Raw genomic sequence first — 19,411 nt, 5'->3', positions numbered from 1 at the left:
TTTAGATAAAAAAGATGAGAAAAATGACTACCGCATTGTGATTTTTGATGATACGCTGCAAATAACAGAATATAGAAATGAGAATCAGTCGAAATAATTGCTTACAATATGAAAACAATAGCACCATTTATTTCTATATTTTTTTTAGTTTATTATTTCCTGTACTGCAAAAACAGCAGAAAAAACAGAAAGTAAAAATGCAAAAATAATAGCAGAAGAAAAACCTGCACTAGATAGTTCCAGATTTGATATTAAAAAATATAATGAAAGAAGGATAAAAGAAGGGCACTATGATTTCGAATTTACGGAAAATGGGAAAAATATCAGACAAAGATATAGCTTACCTAAAAGAGATTCTCCGGATTCAGATGGTGAATACGCAGAAGAAATTTCAAAAAAATGGAATCCTTTTGTAATCCGTAAAGGATATAATTTTAAAGGACAGCTAATAGCGTGGTCGCAAACATTTAGATTAGAACCCATAAACAAAAGCTATGAATATGACGAGAGTGGAAAGATTATTAAAATAACCAACTACGAAGAAAAATTCAAGCACAGCTTTGCAGACATTAGAGAGTTTCTTTTAAAAGCCAAAGGAATAGACATCTATGATACCCGACAAGCCATTGCAAGAAGAGTAAACCATAGATACGAAGATCCAACGCAGGTTTATTACGACATCTATGTTTTAGATAAAAAAGATGAGAAAAATGACTACCGCATTGTGATTTTTGATGATACGCTGCAAATAACAGAATATAGAAATGAGAATAAGTCGAAATAATAATCTTAAATTAATTTTAATCGTACCCAACAAATAACCTAAATAAAAGGTTATTATTTACATAAAAACTATACATATTTTCTCTATAAAATTTACTAATTTTCATTTAACACGTCAAGTTCTGTCGCCTCCCGCTACTATCTTTATTCTACCAAAATAACAGTAGAAAATGAAAAAGACAACCCTACTTTCTTTAGATGGAGGCGGAATAAGAGGCATCATCACCTGCATTATTTTACGCTACATAGAAGAGCAGCTACAGATTCATGACAAACCGAGTGCAAAGCTTGGGGATTATTTTGATCTGGTGGCAGGAAGCAGCACGGGAGCATTGATTGCAGCGATTATTTTGTGTCCCGATGAACACAGAAAAGCAAAATATTCTATTCAGAAAGGTCTGGAACTGTATTCTGAAAAAGGGGGCGATATCTTTCAGGTTTCTTTTTGGGAAAAACTGATCAACCCATTTGGATTATTAAATGAAAAGATTTCTCAGGAAGCCCTTGAAAAAAACCTCAACGAATTTTTTGGGAATTTAGAATTAAAAGAACTCATAAAACCTTGCTTAATAACAAGCTATGACATAGAAAACAGAAGAGCAAAATTATTTAATTCCTGGAAAGCGAATTTAATTACGGATAATTTTTACGTGAAAGACGTTTGCAGAGCGACTTCAGCGGCGCCAACTTATTTTACTCCGGTTCAGATAAAATCAATGTACGGACAGGTTTTTAGTTTAATTGACGGTGGAATGTTTGCCAATAATCCGGCACTTTGTGCTTATGCGGAAGCAAGAAAAACTCCCTTTGCAGCAGTATTAAAAAACCATCAGAAAGCCAATTACCCGACTGTAAATGATATGATTATTATTTCCATCGGAACCGGAATTGAATCAAAACGTTATTCTTTCAAAAAAATGGAAAAAGCAGGAAAGCTGGGTTGGGTCACTCCTATTATTGATATTCTGATGTCTGCTAATGCAGAAACGGTAGATTATCAGCTTTGCCAGATGTTTAATACTTTAGGATCCAGAAATCAGAAAAACTATTATCGCCTAAATCCTTCGTTGAAGAATGCTTCTCCTGCGATGGATAATGTAAGAAGATCAAATATTGAAAATTTAATTCAGGCAGATTGGGTTATATTGATGACAACAGAGACGTTTTAAATCAAATTGTACAAAAACTCATTAAGAACAAAATATAAGCTTTTAAGATTATAATTGATTATTATAAGCTTATTCTATTATAATTGAACAAAATAAATTTTAATTTAAAAAACACGTCAAGTTTTGTCGTTCTTCCCAATTAGATTTGTAATAAACAAAGGCACAAGAAAATCTTAAAAAACTTTTAGAAAACCCTTTAAATTCGACATTTAAACAATGTTGAACAGCCTAAAATACGCTCAAAAAGCACTAACATTTAAAAACACAAAGTATGGAAACACCAAATCACAATTCAGACATCTCTTTTAATCAGGATCTTTACACCGTTAGCTGGACTGATATCGAAAACACAGAAATCGACTACGAAAATTACCTTGATGATATTGAAAATTTCTTCAGAGAAGATTTTGAAAATGACATTCTGGAGGAAGAATTTGAAACGAATAAGAATGACATTTAATTCTTAAATACGTCAAGTTCTGTCGTTGTGACGTCTTAAATTTAATATACCAAAAACAACACAACCCATTATAAATTTTTACGAAACATGTTTTTATTCAGCATTCTCAAAATGCCGAACAGCCAGAACTATGTTTAAAACAACAATTAAAAAACACAATAAAATGATTGAAAATTAAATAAGGGTGGAAATCCTTTGCCGGAAACCACCTTAAAAAACAAGGCTAAAACCTGAAGTAAATCTAATAAAAAGAGACTTCAAAATTTTAATCTTAAAAAACAAAAAATACAAAATGATATCAAAAGAAGAATTAAAAAAATTATTCGAGAACGGTGACAAACCTACACAGGAAGAATTCTGGGAATGGCAAGACTCGTATTGGCACAAAGGTGAAAAACTGCCGATAGAAACTGCAGGTCTTTATAAAATCAAAGGATCTGTTGGAACTAAAACTGATTTAGATTTTATGACAAGCATGACAGAAGGTGATGTTTATAATGTTATTGAAACAGGTGATAATTATGTATATGTTCTCGACTTGAACAATACAGGCGAACCAGGATGGGATAAACTTTCTGGAATAATAGATTTGGCAAATTATCAACCATTAGGACACTATGTAAGAATTGGAGGCGAAAACACGACTGGTAATAATATACTACTCGGCTGGACTGGTTCTGAATTACAAGCAACTGTTGATGCTACAACAATTGGTAATTTATGGCATTCAGGAAATTTTAATCATTCTAATTTTCTTAGTAACGATAAGATAGTATCAAAAGCACTTGGTGTTGTCGCCACAACTTTAGATGCAGAATTACCAAATGGGGGTTTTATTTCTAGTTATTATTCAAGTAGTTGGGGTGGAACTGACAGACCAGATGGAGCAAGTTATGGCGGATATATAAAATTTTTAGACGGCGGGGGCAATAATAATAATTTAGATTTCTATTATAACAACGGTCACGCTGGAGATGCTTCTAGAATTTGGTTTAGAACAAAAGAAGCTGTTAATGGTGTAAAACCTTGGATGGAGTTATGGCATTCAGGGAATTTGGAGCATGTAGAAAATTCGTCTAAACTGTATTCTACCGATCCTCAATATGGTTATAGTGGAGTTGCTCCTTATTTTGGGTTTTTATCTTTTAATGGCTCATCTAATAGATGGAGATTTGAAATGTCACCAGCTACACCAAAAGAAATCGAGGTTGCTTATTCTGATAATTCAGGGGCTCTAGGAGGAATTTCAGCAGGAAGTTATGTTACACAAACATCTTTAAATACACAGTTAGGAAACTATGCTACATTAAATTTTGTGGAAGATAGCATAGATACTACATTGGCATATACTGAAGCAACTTATGTTAAAAAATTAGAAAATGTTATAGCAGTTGGCTTTGTTAGGGGTAATCCAGACAGACCATACCTTACACATACGAATGGCACAAATGTATCTGTAGCTTCTGAGAATTGGACAGCTAATAATTTTGCATCTTTAAATGGTAGCCAAACCCTGATTGGCGAAAATACTTTTGATAAATCTCCAAAAGTTCCTTTTGGTGTAGAACCTGATGATGCTGTACCTTATGGTCAAGCAGAAGAAATTGCGCAAGTAAGAATCAATTATACTTTTGTTGAGATCATTTATAAAAATAGCGCAACAGATTTAACATTTAATTTTGGCGATTATCCGAGTGCTAAAATAGTAACAATTACTTGTAAGGGAAATGATTTCCAAAACATAAGAATAGAAAATATGCCCAGAGGCGTAACACTTAAAATATTAAATGGTTCACCATCTTTAGATCCTACCATTTATTTTGATGGTGGAGCAATTGTAACAAGCTTAAATAGTACCTCATGGGCTGAGTTCTACAGAGATCAAGAGGGTGATATTTTTATAAGTGATATAAATAGAACTCATATAAAACCAGTGATTACATAATCAGACTTCTTCAGCGCAATAATTAATAGACATTCAAAACTATTAATATCACCTCTAGATTTTTTTTCAGACTTCTAAGAATGTAAATTAAACATATTGCACCTAATACAAATAACTATACAAAAAAATTTAAACCCAGACTCTTATGTCAACAAATAATACCTCAGCAAAACCAACACCTTTTACTGTTGGAGAATCCTTCATTGGAGAAGGAATTATTAATTATAAATCAACAAATACTATGAACACAAATAATAACGCATCACAAACGCTTTTTAGATTTGCAGCAATGAGAAACCCAGAATTATCAGATCCGATAAATAAAGAAAGAAGATTTATCTTCAGAGGGAAAAAAGCTAAAGATGATAGTAAAATTGATTCTAATCTAAACTCTTCAAATAATCTAAATTCAATTTTTAAAAACCCTTCAGTAATCAATCTCACGGTACATTCTGAAGATTCTTTAAAAACTCTTTATCCTGAATTTTACTATTTTGCAATCTGGGTTGCAAGAAATAAATCTACGGCTACAAAAGAAGAATTTGACAAACAGATTGCACTTTGCAAAACATTTGGAGCTTTAACCGTTGATCATGTTCTTTGGGATAATCTTACTTATCAGGTAGTTACTCAAAAAGATTTTTATGCAAAAGAACTGATTATGCAACTTCTTCATTTGGCGCATATTCTTGAAAACTACGATCAATCTGAAGAAGCCTTTGAAGATATGAAAAAAGCAAAAGTAGTTTTACCAAAAGAACTATTTAAAGTATCTTCTACAGATTCTAATGGAACATCAGCATCTTCTACAACTCAGAGAGCCATGTTCGATGACAAGGCAATAAAGTTTGCAGAAGCGACTGTGATGCTTAAAGAAAATGAAAACCTTACAAACTCTTTATCAAAATTAGAAAAAACGTACAAAAAAAAATATGATGAAGCATACAAAAATGCTTATACTGCATATGAAAAAGAAGTAAAACCAATTATTCAATCAGCTAGAAAAGATTCGGCTGAAGCTGATAGAAAAAAGTCAATTCTAGAGAACAGAATTAATTATTTGACTCAACTTAGCATCGCTGATCCTGAAAAATTCTATGCAAACAGTGACCTAAACACGGAGCTTCATCGTATCAAAGATGAGATCATGAAAATCACAATTCCTGATGTAGAAATACCGGAATTTGATTTCCAATTTGGAACTCCTGAGATCGATGCAGCACAATTAGGCAGAACCTTAAAGTCACAAGACCAAAACGCTTTAAATAGATTATTTGGAACAACTACAATTATAGATTCTTTAGCTGAAATTACTTCATTTGAAGAATTGAACCAGTATATCACTCAAAATAATCAGACCTTACAGCAAACGGTATTGAACAATACAGTACTTAACCAACAGGTTTCTGCCACAGTGGGAGGTGTTGTAATCCCTGTAAATAATAATTTTTCTACTGCAGGATATATTCCTTTCAGCCTAAAAACTTACGCACGAAGCTCAACAGAATGGAGCTTAATTTTAGCTTTAAATAGCAATATTGAAATCGCCTCAGCAAAATACAAGACGCTTGTGAAAGATGTAGAACTTTCCTCAACAAGTTTATCTTCTTTGGGTGGAGGATCTTACTTATTGTTTGATTTACCTAGAATTCCAGTTTCTAAGACCTCTGGAATTGAAGAATTTCTTTTAGAGGGAGAATTCACATCTAAAGATGGGATTACTTATCGTTTCAATGTTAAATTAGTTATTGATACTGATAATTTAGACAGAATAACTAAGCAATATACTTTTAGAGGAGCCGATGGATGTATGCCTGTTGATCCGCCAAAACCAGAAATACCCGAAACGCCAATACAAAACCCTGAAACATCTTCTTTCATCCCATCAGGATTTGGAATGAAAAATATTGGTGTTGCAGATTATTTAAAAGTAGAACAAAGTACATACTGTTATGTGGAAGGAGATGTTGCTCACATCGAAAATATCATGGCTCGTGAGTACAAAGAACGTTCTACCAGAAGATTAAAACGAAGTGAATCTCAAACCACAAAATCTACAGAATCTGAAAAAGAAAAGCTTACAGATACCACTTCTACCGAAAGACATGAAATGCAAAGCGAGATTTCTAAAATCTTACAGGAATCTAAAGATTTTTCTGCACAAGCTGGAGTTACAGCAAATTGGAAAATGGGTAATTCTGCAAGTTTTGGAGCTTATGCCAACGCAAGTTATGCAACTCACAACTCCAAAGAAGAAAGCAACCGACAAGCGGTTACAGAAGCTAAAGATATTACAGCAAGAGCTTTAGACAGAATTGTAACCAAAGTAAAAGAAGAGCGTATTGATAAAGTTTTAGAAGAATACGAAGAAAATAACAAACACGGTTTCGACAACACAAAAGGCAGCAACCATGTTGTAGGGGTTTACAGATGGGTAGACAAAGTAGTAAAAAATCAAATTTACAATTACGGTAAACGTATGATGTTTGAGTTTATGATTCCTGAGCCGGCAAAATTGCATTCTTTAGGAATAAAAATGATTGATAGTAGCCAGCAAATTGTAAAACCCGTTGACCCAAGAGAATCTTCAGTTCATAAATTGGAAAATTTTTCTTCTTTAATAGACGACACAAAATTAAAATACTGGCTAAGTCAGTATAATGTTGAAATAGATGAATTTCCTATGGCAACATTTAATATAAACAAATCTTTTCATGAAAGAGATGCTTCACACACCGGTCGAGATGATGATAAAGTGCAAGTTACCAATGGTTCTGGAGAAGTAGAAATCCCCGAAGGCTATATTGCAGATCAGGTTACTTATACTTTCAACACCTATCCACATGGTTTTTTTGGCTCTCATCAAGCATTTATAACTATCGCTGGAAGACGTTTGCCTTGGATTACATCTATTCATGATACAGAAAAAAATGGAATCTTAGGAGGCTTAAATGTTAAAAACAAATTAGCTTATTCATTTGCTACCGGAGAAAGTCCAATCATAGAAGGAAGTTTAGACATTCGATGTAATCTTTCTACTGAAGCAAAAAATGCTTGGTTACAATCTACCTTCAATAAAATCATCGAAGCTTACCAAGTAGAAATGGATAAATACAACCAAGCTCTAGCAGAAGCAAAAGCTTTAGGTGTACAAATCAAAGGTTCAAACCCTGGTTTCTATAGACAGATTGAGAATACAATTTTAAGAAGAAACTGTATCTCTTATATGATTAATCAGAATACAAATGTTGAATTAACATTTGGCAAAGGTAAATATCACAACAACGGATATTCTTCAGGTGAAGAAACTTTCTTAAATACGGATATTAAAGTAGATACAAAATTAGATCAATATGCAGCTTTTGTGAAGTTTATGGAACAGGCTTTCGAATGGGATATTATGAGTTACTATTTCTATCCTTACTATTGGGGGAATAGAGAAAAATGGGCAGACATGTACCAGTTTGATGATAACGATCCTACATTCAGAGCATTTATGCAGTCGGGTATGGCAAGAGTAATTGTTACGGTAAGACCTGGTTTTGAAGAAGCTGTAAGACATTTCCTTGCCACCGGGCAAATCTGGAACGGTGGTGAAGTTCCTGTAATCGACGACCCATTATTCTTATCAATTGTAGACGAAATGCGTTCTGCATTAGGTAAAAAACAAGGCGAACCATGGAGAGAGAAAATCCCTACATCATTAACAATTCTTCAGGCAGATTCTATCGGTTTGAAAGTAGAAAAAGCATTGCCTTGCAACTGTGAACCCGGAGTGAAATTTGACGATCAGTTAGGTGAAATGTGCGGAAGTAATTTTAAACTGAACAATAATCAAATTGGCCAGTCTGGTGATAAATGGATGGAGATTAGTTTTAAGAATATGGATACCACGGTTCAAAATATTGGAGAAGCTGATATAGAAGGTTATTTTCCAAGACAATATCTGTGTTTAGGAAACACTATTACAATAGATCGAGATGCAGCATGGCAACAAACGGATTCTTTTACTGTAACATATAAAGCATTATCAGATGAACTTTCCCAAATCGAAGGATTAGAATGCTATCCAATGGAACGAGGAATTACTTTTAAAATTAATGTAAGCAAAATAAAGAACTTTTCTTTTACAAAACCAGGGGGTGATGATGGTCATGATATGCTTAAACTCTCAGTTGACTTAGATAATTCTACTTTAAAAATAAATTCTCCTGAATATAACAGATATGGTGAAGAAAGAATTTTAGATAAAAATGGACGAGTTATTCCACAAGCAGAATATTTAAATAAAGTTCCTTTAAGCAAGTTCTTACTGTAATTCTGAATTATTAACTACTAATTTTTAATTAAATAACAATGAGTCAGGTAAAACCTGAGTCTATTTGGCAGCACGACAAAGTGCTGCCTTATATTCTCACATCCTTAAAGGACAAGATCAATGACATTACTGCGGTGGAAAAGATCATCATTTTCGGCAGCAGAGGAAGGTTTTCTGTTGAACGCTGGAACGAATTAGAAGGGAAAGACTGGGATATTCTGATACAGGCAAGATGTAAGGTGAAAAATGCAGGAATTTTAATAAATAAAAATTATCATTTAGATCTCTTGGTATTAGATAAAGAACAGGTAAAAAAGTTTTGCCAAAACAAAGTCACCAAAGAAATTTTCCCTATAAATGAATTGGAATTTTTAATCGATAAAAACACAGAAAATGGAAAACTTCAATGACGAATTCGGAGATTTATCCGGATACAAAATACTTTCTTTTGATGAAGTAAGCAAAGGTTTTGAAGGGAACAAAAATCCTTTAGAAGGAATAGCGAGGAGATCTTTTGAGGAAATATCTTACGAAAATAAGATTGGAACTCAAGATAAATGCAAAAGTACAGAAGGTAAGTTTTACTCTGGAAATATGAATGAGAACAGCCTTTTAAATGACTTAAGTAATCGAAGTGACGAAAAATTCTTCTTTTATTATCAAAATTATGAATTAAGTAATCCTGGAACTATTGGAGGAATTAGCCCAACAGTAATTCAATCAACATCAACTACATATGTTCCTAATAAATATTTTCAATATACGATAGGTAATGAGAGTAAGTTGGCTTTATTAACTATACAACTTAACGAAAGAGCCTGCTTCATCAACCTCAAGAATACGGGTAGTATATTTCATCTTAATCCTGAAAAAAAGGAAATAGAGTTTCGTTTAGAGTTTGTTTACAACGATTATTTAGACAAAAGGGGTTTTAATACAAAAACAGGATTATATAATTTAGAGAAAATATATAATGCCGTTATTATCAATACTTCCGATGTTAATGGATATGTGGCTTTATCTGAAAAGCTAGGTGTGAGAAATGATGCAAAAAACGAAATCATTACCTTATTTGCAGAAAAAGTATTAAAAACAAAAGAACCTTCGGAATTAAAATTCTTATATGAAAACATGCCAAATTTTGTTACAGAAGAAATTTTAATCAAACTGGAGCAAAACTTAGGAGAACCTATTTTTACTACCCAAAAAGAAAAAACGGAAAAAGTACAAGCGGAAAATCCAACACATGATTTCCTTTGGAAACATTTAGAAATACTTTCCAATCATGATGACAAAGGATTTTTCAGCTGGACTAAAGATTCTAGCGGTGCTTTAATTAATCTTTTAAAAATTTTTAAGGATAGTAATTTTATTTTTGAAAGCTTCAAAAATAATCAAACCATGGTAAAACGTATTTTCAAAAATATGAACAATACCTCGGTAATAGATGGACAAGAAATTAGCAATAAAACAATTTTTTCCAATTTCATAAATGCTCTTTGTTTTCATAATGCTTTTGATGGATTAAAAATACTGAATAAAGAATTTGTCATCGGAAACGATTATGCCTTTTCTTCAGGAAGCATTTTGCAGGAGGAAAAAGACAATCAGTTTTTCCTTCAACAGCTAAAGAAAGTGACCAGAAAAGAAACAGAAATTATTCCTGATGATTTACCTTCACAAGTAGAACGAATACAGGTAGAAAAAACTTCACTAGATTCTACAGAAAATGGGAATTTTTACCATCCAATGGATATTGTACATATTCGCCTTGATGGTGAAAAAGATTTCACTTTTCCTCTTGTAGCTGCAATTTGTATAAAAGCTCTTGCTGAAGAAAGAGAACAGCAGGAACTTGAAAAAAATATACGAATTGGATTAGATATTTTTATTATTGTAGTAGGAACTGCAACTATGCTTACAACTGGCAATCCTGCGGTATTTGCTTTAGCTTTTGCGGATGTCGCTCTGGCTTCTGCCGATAGTATAATTACCGCCAATCGTGAAGAAATTGCAGCAATGCCCGGTGGAACAGAATTTCTCGAGAAATGGGAAAAAGTATATTTTATCGGAGGAATTCTTTTAGCAACACCTATTACAGTTGAATTCCTGTTTGCTCGAGCTGCAAATCTCTATCATGCAGCAGTAGCAATTAAAAATTTTAAGTACGCAAACTTTTTTAAATCCTGTATGATAAAAATAATGTTGGAGAGAAAAATTCTTACTTTTGCTGGAAACACTTTAAAATCAGGATTCAGTATTGAGATAAAAATTTTGGAGTACAACAGCCAAGCAATATCTAAAGCCACAGCTTTTGCTTTTGGAAGGTACGAAAATCTTTTGCCTCTTTATGAAAAAGGAGCTGTTTTAGTTGAAGTTGAAGGTAAGGAATATGCTTTAGTATATAAAGGCGAGAAGTTGATACAAGGTAATCCTACTGACAAATATATGCTTAAGTTTTTTCAGGAATTAAAGAAAACTATTAAAAATCCTGAAAAACTGAAGAGTCTTTTAGAAACCACATATAAGGAAGCCCGGATTCAACAGCGAGTAAAGGAAATGGCAAAATGGATAGATGGAAATACAAAAAAACCATATGGTACTCACGAATTGGAAACATTAGCACAGATGGAAATTGAGTATAGTGTTGTTTTAAGACCCACAAAATTAGGGGAAGCAGGAGATGCTATTGTGAAACAAGGAAAACGAATAGGAGAATCTTGGGACGCAATGGGGTTAACTAACAATCCTAGGGCAATAGCAACTTGGCAAAAATATTACGAGGAGCAACTTCAGCGTTTTTTTAATTCCATTGATACTCATTTTGGTAAAATTACTCCAGATCCTGCAAAAGGAATCCCTCCATTGGACAAAGTAATTATTGATGGCAAATACTTTGATTTATTTAATTCTAAATTAAAAACTCAAGTAATTGAACGCATCAAACTAAAATTTCCTCAATATTATGAAACACAACATTTAGAATTGTTAAATTTTTAAATAAAATAATATGAATAAAGACACTAAAATAGAAAATTATCACGGTAAAGGATTTTTGATAGACATAGCTGATGTAGAAGTTTTAAGCCACTTTATTATTCAGGGATTTGAACAAAATAATGCTCAACAAAAAAATAGAACCTTTGAATACATATATAATCAACTTTTGTGGAATAGAGAAGGATTTCAGTATGATACTACCGATATTACTTTAGAAAAAATAGTTGAAACTGATGACATAGATTTAATGATAAAAATTTTAATACAAACTAAAAATATTATAGAAAAGCAAGGTGAAATCATTACAACAGACTTTATTAATTCTCTAAATCAATTTAGAGGTAAGGATGAACAATGGGATTGGAGCAAACCTATCTATACAAGTAGTTTTATAAAGATTTTGGATATTATGATATTAATGATAAAAGGAGAATGGCAAGAAACAGATAAAAGAATTTGGTTGAAAGGCCATGCTCCAGAAGGAGTAGAAGAAATCTAAGAGAAAAATATTAGGTGGTATTGCACTATTATTTTTCTCGCTGCCGCACGATTGTATCGTGTGGCTTTTTATTTTTATAAAAACATAAAGATGAGCAGAAATTACAAATTCCATAATCCTAAAGGTTTATACTTCATAAATTTTGCCGTCGTGGGTTGGCTTGATTTTATCCGAAATGAATACAAAGATATTCTTTTAGATAGTTTAAGATTTTGTCAGAAGAATAAAGGCTTAGAAATACATGCATGGTGCGTTATGTTAAGCCATGTACATTTAGTTTTTCGAAGTATCGATGGTCAGAAACCAGAACTTCTGATTGGTGATTTCAAACGATTTACAAGCAAGGCAATTGTTAATGCTATAAAAGAAAACCCTATAGAAAGCAGAAAAGAATTCTCTTGAATTTCTTTCTTAAAGAAGGTGCAAAAACTTCCAACGTAAATCAATATCAATTTTGGAGACACGATAATAAACCTATTGAGTTGTGGAGCAATCATGTAATAAATCAAAAGATTAATTATGTCCATCAAAACCCTGTAGAAGCGGGTTTGGTTTTCCGTGCGGAAGATTATAGATATAGCAGTGCTTTAGATTATTCTGATGAAAAAGGACTTTTGGATGATATAGTTATTTTTAGAATGTTTGATATCTAAGCTGACTGACCACACGAAAGGATCGTGCGGCAGCGGGGACTTTTCAAAACTTCCAAACGGAAAATTATATTTAAATACAATACACATATTTTAACTTTAAAAAATAAAAAATGGAACAAGATTATAGTAAATATTCAAATGAAATGTTAGAGAAAATGTGGAAAATCCCTTATGATTTAGATGAAAATTTTTTTTTTGTTTTAGGAGAATTTGGAATAGAAAACACACAAAAACAAAACAATATTGTTTAGAAGTACTAAATAACTACTCCAAAGATGAATATTTTTTATCCTCTGCATTAGACACACTATATTCATATGATGAAGATTCTGCAATTACTTATCCTAAAGAACATTATAAAGAATTTCATATTCATTCTTTAGGCAGTTTGGTTTCTTTGTTATGGGTAGATTCAGAAGTTTACAAAAAAAATCCAAAAAAAGAATTATTAGTAAAACTAGTTAAAAATCATCTTCTAACATTGAGCAGTGAACAGATCTCAGAAATCAAAAAAGACTACGATAAATTTATGAAAGCATACAAAAACATTTAAAATTTTGCAGTTAGAGATAACTGCTTTTTTATGCCATCCGCTGCCGCACGATTACATCGTGTGGCTTTTTATTTTAAATTCTAACTACTCAGATTGTATTATTTTTTACCTTTATAAAAACATACAATGATGAGCAGAAATTACAAATTTCATAATCCTGAAGGTTTATACTTCATAAGTTTTCCTGTCGTAGGATGGCTTGATGTATTTATCCTAAATGAATACAAAGAAATTCTTTCAGAAAGTCTAAAGTTTTGCAAACAATAACGGAATGAAAATTATATAATCGAAACACAAAAATTTATAATTTAGAGAAAATACAATTACTATTCTTTTCTATTTTTATAAATATAATTACATAAAATCACCTGTCATTTTGATAAAAGAAAAAACACAAGAAATTTTTTATCAAAGATAAAGAGTACAGCGAGTGTACAGGAAGTGTACAGCGATAACATCATGACAAAATGACAAATTATGAAATTTTATCTTTAAACTTTTCAAGAAAAAATAACACACGACACCATTTGTCGCATTTACCGCATATATTTGTTTTAGAAAACAATCCGAAATGAAAAAAGATTTTTACCTTACGAGATATGCCTTAATCATTAAGAAATTAGAGAGCGCTCCGTCCACATATTCGCAGATGGAAGATTATCTCCTTAATTCTTTCGAGTTTCAGGATGCGGGAATTAAAAGCTACTCTATTCGTACTTTACAAAGAGATATTCGTGAGATTTCAGATCTTTTTAATCTTTCTATTCACAACAAAAAGAAAGGTGACAATCGGTATTACATCGAAAGTCGCCCAATGATGGAAGTCGATGAGTACAACCAAAAATTACTCGAATCTTTTCAGGTAAGCAATGCCTTAAACAATCATCCAGACTTTGCCAATTTCATCTTTTTTGAAAGCAGAAAACCAACCGGAGTTGAGCATTTTTATGATCTTTTCTTTGCCATCAGAAACAAAAGAATTGTCTTGTTTGAACACTACAATTACAAAAATAAACTGATGACTTCCCGAAAAGTTCATCCTTTAGCATTGAAAGAATCTAAAGACCGATGGTATCTCATTGCGATTGACACCAAAGACAAAGCGTTGAAATCTTTCGGTTTAGACAGGATTAATTATCTGGATGTTTCGCCACAAAAATTCAGAGAAAAATATAAGTATAACTTTAGAGAACATTTCAAAAATGCTTTTGGAGTGATGAATTTAACTGAACAAAATCCTCAAAAAATTGTAATGAAATGCAGCCGGCATCAGGGAGAATACATCAGAAGTTTTCCTTTGCATCTGTCTCAGAAAGAGACCAAAGAAACTCAGCACGATATTTATTTTGAATTTTTCCTCCACCCTACTTACGATTTTATGCAGGAAATTTTATCGTTCGGAAAGGAAGTAAGAGTTTTAGAACCTATAAACTTAGTTGAAGACATCAAAAAACATTTGCAGGAATCATTAAACAGTTATTTGAAAGAATAGAATTTTGCATCTTTTTGATTATATTTACATAAATAATCATGTATTGAAGGCTTTATATCTATTTTTCATACTCATCTCAACATTTTGTTTTTCTCAGCAAACAGAAGAATTCAAGATGGTGAAAAATTATTATAACCAGCACAGAACAATGCTGAATACTGAGTTCAAAAAAAAGTTTGATACCGAAAAAAATCCTTTATACAAAGCTGCCGTTAAAAATGACTTCCTCTTTTTTATGAAAAAGATGGACAGCATTGAAAACGTTGCCCTGATTGCAGCCTTACTTAAAGTAAAAAATCTTGAAGATTTAAAAAAAATCAATTCTAAAACAGTTCTGTCTCCACAACAGGATTTTCCAAAATCAATTGAAAAAACAGCAGATTATCCCGGCGGAATGAATGCCTTGCGAAAAGAAGTAGCACAGCTTTTTTATGGAGACGGTGTATTTTCTGAAAAAGGAAACATCAAAACCAACGTCGCATTTATTGTTGAAAAAGACGGAACCATTAGCGATGTAAAAGCTGAAGGTGATAACTTTACGTTCAACCGACAGGCAGAAATTGCCGTATACTCTGTTTCTGAAAAGTTTTCTCCGGCTTACACTAACGGAAACCCTGTAAGATACCGTTTCAGATTGCCTTTGGTGCTGAATTTTGACTAACTAAAGACAATCATACAATTAGCTAAATTGGCTTTTACTCGATGGTAACTGTTAGATTGTAGATTCTAAATTTCCCAGGAAATATTATATTGAAAAGCTTAGTTTTGCACTAAGCTTTTATTTTTATGTTTACAGATGAATATTTTATGAAAATGGCTTTCCAGGAAGCTGAGATTGCATTAGAAAAAGATGAGGTTCCTATCGGATGCGTGATCGTTGCTAACAATCGTGTGATTGCAAGAGCTCATAACCTTACTGAAACGCTAAACGATGTTACAGCACATGCCGAAATGCAGGCAATCACTTCAGCAGCCAATTTTTTAGGCGGAAAATATTTGATCAACTGTACACTATACGTAACTTTAGAACCTTGTGTAATGTGCGCCGGAGCGCTTTCCTGGTCGCAAATTTCAAAAGTGGTGATTGGCGCAAGAGATGAGCAACGTGGTTTTATCAATAAAAGCTTAAGCCTACATCCCAAAACAGAGATCGTTTCAGGAGTTATGGAAAACGAATGTTCTACAATTGTGAAAGAGTTTTTTAAGGCCAAAAGATAAGGTTGAGGCTAAGGCTAAGGTTTACAAGAATCTCATCAACCTTAGCCTCAACCTCACTTATAAATCTTTTCCAAGGAAATAAAGTCCTTTCAAGGTGTGAAGTCGGTCTGCAATATGAATTTTCTCTGTTAAAGGTTTGTAAACATGGGAAACTCCACCGGTTGCGATGACAAAACACTCATCATTCACTTCATTGTTTATTCTGTCAATAAAACCTTCAACCATTCCGAGGAAACCGTAAACCATTCCGCTTTGCATACAGGTAACGGTGTCTAAACCTAAAACAGATTTTGGCTTTACCAATTCAATTTCCGGAAGCTGAGCAGTCTGGCTGATGAGAGAATTCAAAGAAGTGATAATTCCGGGAGCAATAATTACGCCTAAAGTTTCGCCATCTTCAGCAACACAACTTGCGGTAAGTGCAGTACCAAAATCTAAAACAATCTTCTTTCTTCCGGGGTACATATTGTGAGCCGCCACCAGATTAGCATAGATATCTGTTCCCATTTGTTTAGATTTGGCTACCACTTCTGAAGGAGTCGTTCTATCAACCATTACAGGAGCAATACCGTGAATTTTTCTGATCGCAGAAGTTATTTCTCTCGTTAATTGTGGTACTACAGAACCTATAATTACTTTCTTAATATCTTTAGGATCAATTTTATAGGTTTGATATAAGATCAACATTTGACCATGCAATTCGTCTGCGGTGCGGTAAGGTTTCGTATTGATTATCCATGAAATATCACAGTTGTCGTCATCAAAAAGACCAAATCTGATATTGCTGTTTCCAACATTGATTACGATAGAATTCATTGACATATTTTTGAGCCGGAAACTCATCAGACTTTTTTAGCGAAAGATGAACAACCCTATTAATTTTTCAGAGGTAAAAATAGCACTTTTCTTTAAAAATATACTTTCAAAATCAATGAAAATGGTCTATACTTGTAATGGCTTTATTTTAAACCAAACACTTATGCGAAATATTTTTGTATTCATTCTTATGATTCAGGCTTTAGCTGTAATGGCTCAGAAAAACATAAAAATGTACCCTGAAAGAACCGGTGACTCTATTATTTACTATGCAGACAATCATGAGATCTATCCCGTCTCTCTCGTTTTTAAAGGTCAGCCTGAAGTAAATAATATGAAAAAGCCTGGAATTTTTAAAACAACACAGGTAATTCCGGCAAAAACTACAAAAATGAGAGTAACTTATTTTGTGGTGAATGATAAACAAAAAGGCTGGGGTGTAAAAAAGATGCCCGGTTATATTTCTTATATCGGAGATATTACTATAAAAAACTATGACACTAATTATGCATACAACTTACCATTTGGAAAAGGAAAAGCAATCTGGATTCATCAGGGTTACAACGGAACATTTTCGCATCAAAACGAAAATTCTTTAGATTTTATAATGCCGGAAGGAACAGAAATTTTTGCAGCAAGGGAGGGTTTAATTATCGATGTCGTACAAAATAATAATCAAGGTTGCCCTACCAAAAACTGCGCTTCTTACGGAAATTATATTTCAATTTTGCATCCGGACGGTACAATTGCACAGTATTATCACCTGCAACAAAATGGAGCACAAGTAAAAATTGGTGATACAGTAACCAAAGGGCAACTCATCGCACTGAGCGGAAATACGGGTTGGAGCAGCGGTCCGCATTTACATTTCGTAACCTATTTACCAAGTGCAACAGGTGACAAAAACAGAATTACCGTAAAAACACTTTTTAAAACCGGATACGGGGATAAAGTGGAATATTTGGAAGAACGTAAATCGTATGCGAGAGCGTATTAAATTTTGTTTTTACGTAAACAGGCTTGTTTAGATCTAAATATATTTTACTTTTGGTTAAAACACTACTGTTTGTAATCAAATAACTTTTACATTATTTTAAAACAACCTTGTTTGTCATAAAATGCAATTGCATCTGGATTAAAACAATCCTGTTTGTAACCAAATAACTTTTACTTTGATTGCAAACAATGGTAATTGTACTTAAATACATTTTTACAATCGTAATAATGTTGATAGGATTCTATCCTATCCTTTGATAGACCGTCTTTTCGGGACTCCTACGAGATGCTAACAAAAAAGCTTCCGATTACTCAGAAGCTTTGTATTTGTTAAAAGAAATAATTTAGTAATTATCTTCTTCTCCTTTCATTTTTTCAGCGTTTTCAGCCATGATTACAGCATCGATCATTTCAGATATATCACCATTCATATAAGCATCAAGATTGTACATAGATTTACCGATTCTGTGATCTGTAACTCTTCCTTGAGGATAGTTGTAGGTTTTGATTTTTGCAGAACGGTCACCTGTAGAAACCATAGATTTACGTTGTGCAGCGATATCTCCCACTGATTTCTGAACTTCTATATCGTATAATTTGGTACGAAGCATTTCCATCGCCAACTCACGGTTTGCCAACTGAGAACGGGCTTGCTGACAAACAACAACCATTCCTGATGGTTTGTGCGTTAACTGTACCTTTGTTTCAACCTTGTTTACGTTTTGTCCACCTGCTCCACCCGAACGTGATGTCTGCATTTCAATATCTGCAGGATTCAATTCAAAATCTATTTCTTCCGCTTCCGGTAAAACGGCAACGGTAATAGCAGAAGTATGTACTCTACCCTGAGATTCTGTTTCAGGAACTCTTTGTACACGGTGTACGCCAGATTCAAATTTCATGATTCCATAAACACCGTCTCCTTCAATTTTCAGAATTAATTCTTTGTATCCTTTTGCAGCCTCGCTAGAATCTGTGATTTCATGCTTCCAGCCTTTGGTCTTAAAATACATGCTATAAGCTCTGTAGACATCTTCTACAAAAATCGCAGCTTCATCGCCACCGGTTCCGGCACGAAGTTCTACAATAACGTTTTTATCGTCTGCAGGATCTTTAGGAATCAAAAGAACTTTAAGCTCATCTTCCAAAGCAGGAATTTTTTCTAAAGCTTCATTCTTTTCAACTTTTGCCAATTCTACAAAATCTTTATCTGAACCATCTGCAATGATTTCGTCAGACTCTGCAATAGTATCTAAAGCTCCTTTATATTGATCGTAAACTCTTACAATTTTCCCCAAATCACTATATTCTTTGTTTAAAGAAGAATATCTTTTCTGGTCTGAAATGACATCAGGTTGAATAATAAGATCAGCAACCTCATTATATCTCTGCTTTATCGCTTCTAATTTTGGAATTAATGATTTAGACATATTAAAAATTTAGTTTGCAAAGATACGGAATTGACAACGAAGAACAAAAGCCCATTTTCATGAGCTTTGATTTTTAATT

At 33.0% G+C, this 19,411-nt stretch carries 17 protein-coding genes; 15 read left to right on the top strand and 2 right to left on the bottom strand.

What is annotated here, in order from left to right:
- The first annotated feature begins 953 nt into the window (after window positions 1–953).
- The 14 genes from OH814_RS10890 (at window position 954) to OH814_RS10825 (ending at window position 16,090) form a co-directional block, all read left to right on the top strand.
- A complete protein-coding gene (locus OH814_RS10890) occupies window positions 954–1,952 on the top strand; it encodes a patatin-like phospholipase family protein (RefSeq protein WP_308828164.1) in 999 nt (332 codons plus the stop codon).
- Window positions 1,953–2,223: 271 nt separating this feature from the next.
- Window positions 2,224–2,412 carry a hypothetical protein gene (locus OH814_RS10885; RefSeq protein ID WP_115620584.1) on the top strand — a complete coding sequence of 63 codons (189 nt, stop codon included), beginning with the start codon at window positions 2,224–2,226 and terminating at the stop codon, window positions 2,410–2,412.
- 292 nt (window positions 2,413–2,704) lie between these two features.
- On the top strand, window positions 2,705–4,357 hold the full coding sequence (locus OH814_RS10880) for a hypothetical protein (protein WP_308828163.1): 1,653 nt from the start codon (window positions 2,705–2,707) through the stop codon (window positions 4,355–4,357).
- Window positions 4,358–4,502: 145 nt separating this feature from the next.
- Window positions 4,503–8,675, top strand: coding sequence for a hypothetical protein (locus OH814_RS10875; RefSeq protein ID WP_308828162.1), 4,173 nt, complete (start codon window positions 4,503–4,505; stop codon window positions 8,673–8,675).
- A 38-nt stretch (window positions 8,676–8,713) separates the two neighbouring features.
- The gene (locus OH814_RS10870) at window positions 8,714–9,085 is read left to right on the top strand and encodes a hypothetical protein (RefSeq protein ID WP_308828161.1); all 372 of its coding nucleotides are present in this window, start codon (window positions 8,714–8,716) and stop codon (window positions 9,083–9,085) included.
- Window positions 9,069–11,675: a hypothetical protein gene (locus OH814_RS10865; protein WP_308828160.1), complete on the top strand. Its 2,607-nt coding sequence runs from the start codon at window positions 9,069–9,071 to the stop codon at window positions 11,673–11,675. Before OH814_RS10870 ends, OH814_RS10865 begins: the two co-directional genes overlap by 17 nt.
- Window positions 11,676–11,685: 10 nt before the next feature.
- On the top strand, window positions 11,686–12,174 hold the full coding sequence (locus tag OH814_RS10860; protein ID WP_308828159.1) for a hypothetical protein: 489 nt from the start codon (window positions 11,686–11,688) through the stop codon (window positions 12,172–12,174).
- A gap of 90 nt (window positions 12,175–12,264) precedes the next feature.
- Window positions 12,265–12,576 (top strand): transposase, encoded by a 312-nt coding sequence (locus OH814_RS10855; protein ID WP_308828158.1) that lies wholly within the window; start codon window positions 12,265–12,267, stop codon window positions 12,574–12,576.
- On the top strand, window positions 12,573–12,827 hold the full coding sequence (locus OH814_RS10850) for a hypothetical protein (RefSeq protein WP_308828157.1): 255 nt from the start codon (window positions 12,573–12,575) through the stop codon (window positions 12,825–12,827). Before OH814_RS10855 ends, OH814_RS10850 begins: the two co-directional genes overlap by 4 nt.
- Window positions 12,828–12,937: 110 nt before the next feature.
- Window positions 12,938–13,078, top strand: a complete 141-nt coding sequence (locus tag OH814_RS10845; RefSeq protein ID WP_308828156.1) for a hypothetical protein — start codon at window positions 12,938–12,940, stop codon at window positions 13,076–13,078.
- Window positions 13,079–13,509: 431 nt separating this feature from the next.
- Window positions 13,510–13,647 carry a hypothetical protein gene (locus tag OH814_RS10840; RefSeq protein WP_308828155.1) on the top strand — a complete coding sequence of 46 codons (138 nt, stop codon included), beginning with the start codon at window positions 13,510–13,512 and terminating at the stop codon, window positions 13,645–13,647.
- Window positions 13,648–13,951: 304 nt separating this feature from the next.
- Window positions 13,952–14,872, top strand: coding sequence for a YafY family protein (locus OH814_RS10835; protein ID WP_123886338.1), 921 nt, complete (start codon window positions 13,952–13,954; stop codon window positions 14,870–14,872).
- Between the two features lie 115 nt (window positions 14,873–14,987).
- Window positions 14,988–15,533, top strand: coding sequence for an energy transducer TonB (locus OH814_RS10830; protein WP_228428802.1), 546 nt, complete (start codon window positions 14,988–14,990; stop codon window positions 15,531–15,533).
- Between the two features lie 125 nt (window positions 15,534–15,658).
- The gene (locus OH814_RS10825; RefSeq protein WP_308828154.1) at window positions 15,659–16,090 is read left to right on the top strand and encodes a nucleoside deaminase; all 432 of its coding nucleotides are present in this window, start codon (window positions 15,659–15,661) and stop codon (window positions 16,088–16,090) included.
- Window positions 16,091–16,147: 57 nt separating this feature from the next.
- Here the strand turns inward: OH814_RS10825 and OH814_RS10820 are convergent, their stop codons facing one another.
- Window positions 16,148–16,906 (bottom strand): type III pantothenate kinase, encoded by a 759-nt coding sequence (locus OH814_RS10820; protein ID WP_279195641.1) that lies wholly within the window; start codon window positions 16,904–16,906, stop codon window positions 16,148–16,150.
- A gap of 163 nt (window positions 16,907–17,069) precedes the next feature.
- Between OH814_RS10820 and OH814_RS10815 the strand changes: the two genes are divergently transcribed.
- Entirely contained in the window at window positions 17,070–17,903 is an 834-nt protein-coding gene (locus OH814_RS10815) for a M23 family metallopeptidase (RefSeq protein WP_308828153.1), read from the top strand.
- Between the two features lie 343 nt (window positions 17,904–18,246).
- Here OH814_RS10815 and prfA read toward each other — a convergent pair whose 3' ends face one another.
- Window positions 18,247–19,332, bottom strand: coding sequence for a peptide chain release factor 1 (prfA, locus tag OH814_RS10810; protein ID WP_076561305.1), 1,086 nt, complete (start codon window positions 19,330–19,332; stop codon window positions 18,247–18,249).
- Between the last annotated feature and the right edge of the window lie 79 nt (window positions 19,333–19,411).

Origin of the sequence: Chryseobacterium sp. CFS15 (genome assembly GCF_031118795.1) — a bacterium.
GTDB lineage: Bacteria > Bacteroidota > Bacteroidia > Flavobacteriales > Weeksellaceae > Chryseobacterium > Chryseobacterium indoltheticum.
This window is presented reverse-complemented; position numbering and strand designations above follow the sequence as displayed.

Excerpts from the sequence above, each read along its gene's own strand:
- OH814_RS10890 (WP_308828164.1), top strand. The coding sequence starts at position 954 with ATGAAAAAGACAACCCTACTTTCTTTAGATGGAGGCGGAATAAGAGGC.
- OH814_RS10885 (WP_115620584.1), top strand. The coding sequence starts at position 2,224 with ATGGAAACACCAAATCACAATTCAGACATCTCTTTTAATCAGGATCTT.
- OH814_RS10880 (WP_308828163.1), top strand. The coding sequence starts at position 2,705 with ATGATATCAAAAGAAGAATTAAAAAAATTATTCGAGAACGGTGACAAA.
- OH814_RS10875 (WP_308828162.1), top strand. The coding sequence starts at position 4,503 with ATGTCAACAAATAATACCTCAGCAAAACCAACACCTTTTACTGTTGGA.
- OH814_RS10870 (WP_308828161.1), top strand. The coding sequence starts at position 8,714 with ATGAGTCAGGTAAAACCTGAGTCTATTTGGCAGCACGACAAAGTGCTG.
- OH814_RS10865 (WP_308828160.1), top strand. The coding sequence starts at position 9,069 with ATGGAAAACTTCAATGACGAATTCGGAGATTTATCCGGATACAAAATA.
- OH814_RS10860 (WP_308828159.1), top strand. The coding sequence starts at position 11,686 with ATGAATAAAGACACTAAAATAGAAAATTATCACGGTAAAGGATTTTTG.
- OH814_RS10855 (WP_308828158.1), top strand. The coding sequence starts at position 12,265 with ATGAGCAGAAATTACAAATTCCATAATCCTAAAGGTTTATACTTCATA.
- OH814_RS10845 (WP_308828156.1), top strand. The coding sequence starts at position 12,938 with ATGGAACAAGATTATAGTAAATATTCAAATGAAATGTTAGAGAAAATG.
- OH814_RS10840 (WP_308828155.1), top strand. The coding sequence starts at position 13,510 with ATGAGCAGAAATTACAAATTTCATAATCCTGAAGGTTTATACTTCATA.
- OH814_RS10835 (WP_123886338.1), top strand. The coding sequence starts at position 13,952 with ATGAAAAAAGATTTTTACCTTACGAGATATGCCTTAATCATTAAGAAA.
- OH814_RS10830 (WP_228428802.1), top strand. The coding sequence starts at position 14,988 with ATGGTGAAAAATTATTATAACCAGCACAGAACAATGCTGAATACTGAG.
- OH814_RS10825 (WP_308828154.1), top strand. The coding sequence starts at position 15,659 with ATGTTTACAGATGAATATTTTATGAAAATGGCTTTCCAGGAAGCTGAG.
- OH814_RS10820 (WP_279195641.1), bottom strand. The coding sequence starts at position 16,906 with ATGAATTCTATCGTAATCAATGTTGGAAACAGCAATATCAGATTTGGT.
- OH814_RS10815 (WP_308828153.1), top strand. The coding sequence starts at position 17,070 with ATGCGAAATATTTTTGTATTCATTCTTATGATTCAGGCTTTAGCTGTA.
- prfA (WP_076561305.1), bottom strand. The coding sequence starts at position 19,332 with ATGTCTAAATCATTAATTCCAAAATTAGAAGCGATAAAGCAGAGATAT.